The organism is Pseudomonas delhiensis (genome assembly GCF_900187975.1).
Classification (GTDB): Bacteria; Pseudomonadota; Gammaproteobacteria; order Pseudomonadales; family Pseudomonadaceae; genus Pseudomonas; species Pseudomonas delhiensis.
Genome location: NZ_FZPC01000062.1, coordinates 1 through 5,950, shown reverse-complemented (window position 1 = coordinate 5,950; position 5,950 = coordinate 1). Strand labels below are relative to the sequence as shown.

Sequence of the window (5,950 nt, the reverse complement as noted above, 5' to 3'; positions counted from 1 at the left end):
ACGAAGTGCAGCGTGGTCACGCCTTCGCGATTGATCAGTTCCACCAGCTTCGCCGGGTCGCGGTGATCGCCCGGTGCCGCGACGACCAGGCGGGCACCGGTCATCAGCGGCCAGAAGAATTCCCAGACCGAGACGTCGAAGCTGAAGGGGGTCTTCTGCAGCACCGTGTCGCGGGCATCCAGGCCATAAGCCTCCTGCATCCAGCACAGTCGGTTGGTCAGCGCGCGGTGGCGGTTGCCTGCGCCCTTGGGTTTGCCCGTGGAGCCGGAGGTGTAGATCACATAGGCGAGGTTTTCGCCATCCAGGGTTATTCCGGGATTGGCAGTGCTGTAGCCCTCCAGCCAGGCATTGCCCTGGTCCAGGTCGATACGCTGCACGCCCTCGGCCAGCGGCAGGTCAAGGTGCGACTGGCTCAGCAGCAGCTTCACGCCGCTGTCTTCCAGCATGTAGGCCAGGCGTTCGGCCGGGTACTCCGGGTCCAGCGGCACATAGGCGCCGCCAGCCTTCAGAATCGCCATCAGGCCGACGACCATCTCGATGGAGCGTTCGACGGCAATGCCGACCAGGCTGTCCGGTCCCACACCGCGCTCGATCAGGGCATGGGCCAGGCGGTTGGCGCGTTGGTTCAATTCCGTATAGCTCAGGCGCTGCTCGCCGAAGGCCAGCGCCGGCAAATCCGGGTGACGCTCGGCTTGCTCTTCGAACAGCTGGTATACGCCGCGTTGCAGCGGGTATTCGGTAGCTGTGGCATTCCACTGTTTCAGGACCAGCTCGCGCTCACCGGCGTCCAGCATCGGCAGTTCGCCGACCGCCTGTTGCGGGCTCTCGATCATCGCCCGCAGCAGGTTCTGCCAATGCCGCGCCATGCGTTCGATGGTCGCCGGCTCGAACAGGTCCGTAGCGTAGGTCAGCGCGGCCGAAAGCCCCCGTGCGTGTTCGACGGTATTCAGGGAAAGGTCGAACTGCGCGCTGCGGTTCTCCCACTCCAGCCCCTCGACGCTCAGGCCGGGCAACTGCACCCGGCTTTCCTTGCGTTCCTCCGACTGGTGATTGAACATCACCTGGAACAGCGGGTTATGACTGAGGCTGCGCTCGGGCTGCAGTGCCTCCACCAGTTGCTCGAATGGCAGGTCCTGATATTCCTGGGCCTCCAACGCCGCCTGGCGTACCTGGCGCAGCAGGTCGCGGAAACTCGCCTGACCATCCACTTCGGCGCGCATCACTTGGGTGTTGACGAAGAAACCTATCAGTCGCTCGGTTTCCACTCGCCCGCGGTTGGCGATGGGCACCCCGACGCGGGTATCGGATTGGCCGCTGTAGCGCTGCAGCAGCACTTGGAACGAGGCCAGCAGCAACATGAACAGCGTGACGTTCTCGCGTTGAGCCAGCCCCTTCAGGGCACGCAGGGCCTCATCATCCAGCTCGATGTGCCAACTGGCTCCGGCGAAGCTCTGTTGTAACGGCCGTGGCCGATCAAGCGGCAGGGCCAGCACAGACTGTTCGCTACCCAGGCGCTGGCGCCAGTAGGCCAACTGGCGCTCACGCTCGCCCGCGTCCATCCACTGACGTTGCCACAGAGCATAGTCGGCATACTGGATCGGCAGCTCCGGCAGGTCGGGCTGCCGCCCCTCGGCATGGGCCGCGTACAACTGGACCAGCTCGTCCGCCAGTAGCTGCATCGACCAGCCATCGCCAACGCTGTGGTGCAGCGTCAGCAACAATACGTGATCGTCCACGGCCAGGCGCAGCAGCGAGGTTCTGAGCAGAGGGCCGCAGGCCAGGTCGAAAGGCCGCGCCACCTCGCGCGTCACATGTTCCTGAATGGCGACCTCCGTCGCCATGGCCGGCGTCAACGGCTCCAGCTCCGGGCACCAGGGCGGTGTGATGCACTGCAGCAGTTGGCCATCCACCTCGACGAAGCGGGTGCGCAAGCTTTCATGGCGGGCGATGAGCGCAGCGAAACTGCGCTGCAGCGCGGCCAGGTCCAGCCGCCCCTTGAGCCGCAGGGCCTTGGGCAGGTTATAGGCCGCGCTGCCGGGCTCCAGTTGCCAGAGGAACCATTGGCGCTGCTGAGCATAGGAAGGCAGCAGGGGCTCGGTGGCGTCGCGCTTGAAGATCGGGGCCACACCGAAGAGGTTGATCCCCTTCTGTTTGAGCAACACCGCCAAGGCTTTGCGCTCCCTGGCGGAAAGCGACCCTACCGACTCGATTAACTTTTGCACGCCTTTGATCCTCGTTAGGAAAGCAATTTCTCAAGATCATCGGCAGATAGACGTTTGAGGGCCTCCAGGGATTTAGCCAATTCATCCTGCAGCGGTTGCTGGTCCGCCTCCAGGCTCTGCAACTGCTCGCAGAAGTCCCGCAGGACCGGATGGGTGAACAGCAGTTTCAGTGGCAGTTCCAGCGTCGAGAACTCACGCACGCGCATCATCACCTGGGTGGCAAGCAGCGAATGACCGCCCAGTTGGAAGAATTCGTCCTCCAGCCCCACCCGTTCGACCCCCAGGGCCTCCTGCCAGATGGCAGCGACACGCAGTTCCAGCTCGCTGACGGGAGCGACGTACCCACCCTGCATGGCCGCGGCGTCGGCTTTTGGCAATACCTTGCGGTCCAGCTTGCCATTGGGGCTCAGGGGCATGCTGCCCAGGGCCAGCCACTGCGCCGGTACCATGTATTCCGGCAGGCTGGCAGCCAGATGCGCAGACAGGGTTTCGCGCCACTGCGGTGCTTCCTCGGCCAGCACCACGTAACCCACCAGCCGCTTGCCGTCCACGGCCAGCACCGCTGCTTCGCGTACCAGCGCGTGCTCCAGCAGTCGCGCTTCGATCTCGCCCAGCTCGATGCGCAGACCACGTAGCTTCACCTGGTGATCGATGCGGCCGGCGTATTCGATCACGCCGTCGGCGCGATAGCGGGCCAGGTCACCGGTGCGGTACATCCGCTCGCCGGCCACGAAGGGACTGGCGACGAAGCGTTCGGCGGTCAGCGCCGGGCGTTGGTGGTAACCACGGGCCAGGCCTTCGCCGGCCAGGTACAGCTCGCCCAGTACGCCTACCGGCACCGGTTCCAGATTGTCGTCGAGGATATGGCAGCCCAGGTTGGCGATGGGCCGGCCGATCGGGACGGCATCCTTGCCCTCCTCCACGCAGGTCCAGTGGGTGACGTCGATGGCGGCCTCGGTCGGGCCGTAGAGGTTGTGCAGGCCAGCCTGCGGCAGCTTGGCGAAGACCTGTTGCTGGGCATCCACCGGCAAGGCTTCGCCACTGCAGACGATGCGCTTGAGGCTGGTGCAGGAAGATACCTGTTCGTCCTGCAGGAACGCCTGCAGCATCGAGGGCACGAAGTGCAGCGTGGTCACGCCTTCGCGGTTGATCAGTTCCACCAGCTTCGCCGGGTCGCGGTGATCGCCCGGTGCTGCGACGACCAGGCGGGCACCGGTCATCAGCGGCCAGAAGAACTCCCAGACCGAGACGTCGAAGCTGAACGGCGTCTTCTGCAGCACCGTGTCGCGGGCATCCAGGCCATAAGCCTCCTGCATCCAGCACAGTCGGTTGGTCAGCGCGCGGTGGCGGTTGCCTGCGCCCTTGGGTTTGCCCGTGGAGCCGGAGGTGTAGATCACATAGGCGAGGTTCTCGCCATCCAGGGTTATTCCGGGATTGGCAGTGCTGTAGCCCTCCAGCCAGGCATTGCCCTGGTCCAGGTCGATACGCTGCACGCCCTCGGCCAGCGGCAGGTCAAGGTGCGACTGGCTCAGCAGCAGTTTCACGCCGCTGTCTTCCAGCATGTAGGCCAGGCGTTCGGCCGGGTACTCCGGGTCCAGCGGCACGTAGGCGCCGCCGGCCTTCAGAATCGCCATCAAACCAACGACCATCTCGATGGAGCGTTCCACCGCGATGCCGACCAGGCTGTCCGGCCCCACGCCGCGCGCGATCAGGGCATGGGCCAGGCGGTTGGCGCGCTGGTTCAATTCCGCATAGCTCAGGCGCTGCTCGCCGAAGGCCAGCGCCGGCAAATCCGGGTGACGCTCGGCTTGCTCCTCGAACAACTGATGCACGCCGCGTTGCAGTGGGTACTCGGTGGCCGTGGCGTTCCATTCCAGTTGCTGCCGGCGCTCTTCCGGCGACAGCACCTGCAGCTCGCCAAGGCGCGCCGCTTCGGCCTGCGGCATGGACAACAGCAAGCGGCACAGTTGTTCGAGCAGGCGCTCGATGGCCGTCGCGGCATGGGCCGAGCGCGCATAGGCCAGACGCAGGTCCAGGGTGTTCCCCATGTCCACCAGCAACGTCAGCGGGTAGTTGGTCTGCTCATGGCTGGTGGGTTCGCCGAAGCGCAACCCTGCCGGGGCCTGGCCCAGCGCTTCGGCCACCGGATAGTTCTCGAACACCAGGATGCTGTCGAATAGCGCCTCGCCCCCCAGCCCGGCCCAGCGCTGGATATCGTACAGCGGCGTATGCTCGTGCTCGCGCAACGCCAGGTTCTGCGCCTGCAATGCCGCCAGCCAGTCACCTAGCCGCTGTTCGGCCGGCACCTCGGCGATCACTGGCAAGGTGTTGATGAACAGGCCGACCTGTTCCTCTACCCCTAGCAGCTCGGCCGGGCGGCCCGCCACAGTGGCTCCGAAAGCCACTGTCGCCTGCCCCGTATGACGTTGAAGCAGCAACAGCCAGGCCGCCTGGACCAGCGTATTGAGGGTGACCTGGCGGCGCCGAGCGAAAGCCTGCAGCTGCTGGGTAGCTGCGCCATCCAGGCGCAGCATGCACTCGCCCTGGCCCTCGCCCGCCACAGCTGGCGCCAGGCTCGGTGCCAGGCGTGTCGGCTCCCGCAGGCGTGCCGCCTGGGTACGCCAGAATGCCTCGCTGGCACCGCGGTCCTGGCGTTGCAGCCAGGCGATGTAGTCGCGATAGCGTCCCGGCGTCATCGCCGGCGACTTACCGGCATAGCGCTGCAGCACCTCGCCCAGCAGGCGTGAATTGCTCCAGCCGTCCATCAGGATGTGATGGCTGGTATAGATAAGATGGTGGCACTCCTCGCCCGTACGGATCAGGTGCAAGCGCAGCAACGGCGGTGCCTGCAGGTCGAAGCCGTGGCTGCGCTCCTCCTCGGCCAGGAGGTCCACTGCGTTCTGCAGGGCCGGATCGTTCCGCCAGTCATGGACCTGGAACGGCAGCTTCACGCCTTGCCGTACGACCTGCAAGGGTGCGTCCCGCTGTTCCGGCCAGATGAAGAGGCTGCGCAGGCTGTCATGGCGGTCCAACGCCGCCTGCCAGGCCAGGCGGAAACGCTCGGGATCCAGGCCCTGGATGTCCATGCGCATCTGGTTGATGTAGTCACCGCTGCCCTGCTCGTACAGGCTATGGAACAGCATGCCTTGCTGCATCGGCGAGAGTGGGTAGATGTCTTCGACCGCCTCCATCGCCGGCAGCGCGTCCAGCTGTGCCTGGGTCAGCCCGGCCAGCGGAACGTCCGAGGGCGTGAGAGTGCATTGCCGTGGCTGCAGGCAATGCTCCACCAGCGCGGCCAGCTCGCGCTGGTAGTCCTCGGCCAGGCGCTGGAGGGTGGCTTCGGCGAACTGTTCGCGGCTGAAGCTCCAGTCCAGGCTGAACTCGCCGTCGTAGACCCGGCCATTGAGGCTCAGCCAGTTGTCCAGCGGTGCGTCGGCGTCCACCTCGGCACCGGCGCGCTCGGTGGCGGGCAGCAGCAGCGCGGCCTCGTCGAACTGGGCGTCGAACTGGCCCAGGTAGTTGAAGGTGACCCGCGCCTGGGGCAGCGCCGCCATGGCCGCGGCGCTCTCCGGGCCGCCCAGGTAGCGCAGCAGGCCGTGGCCCAGGCCCTTGCCGGGTACGGCGCGCAGTTGCTCCTTGATCGCCTTCAGCGACTCGCCGAGGTCTTCGGCGGGCGCCAGGCGCACCGGGAACAGGCTGGTGAACCAGCCGACGCTGCGGCTCAGGTC

At 65.9% G+C, this 5,950-nt stretch carries 2 protein-coding genes and 1 pseudogene; all 3 read right to left on the bottom strand.

Annotated elements, in window-relative coordinates:
• Positions 1-2,222: condensation domain-containing protein (locus CHC02_RS29645; protein ID WP_176450359.1), on the bottom strand; the 2,222-nt coding region annotated here is incomplete at its 3' end.
• Positions 2,223-2,236: 14 nt separating this feature from the next.
• The gene (locus tag CHC02_RS29640; RefSeq protein WP_483407021.1) at positions 2,237-5,413 is read right to left on the bottom strand and encodes an amino acid adenylation domain-containing protein; all 3,177 of its coding nucleotides are present in this window, start codon (positions 5,411-5,413) and stop codon (positions 2,237-2,239) included.
• Between the two features lie 18 nt (positions 5,414-5,431).
• Positions 5,432-5,947: pseudogene (locus tag CHC02_RS31045) on the bottom strand (condensation domain-containing protein); the annotation flags it as partial.
• Between the last annotated feature and the right edge of the window lie 3 nt (positions 5,948-5,950).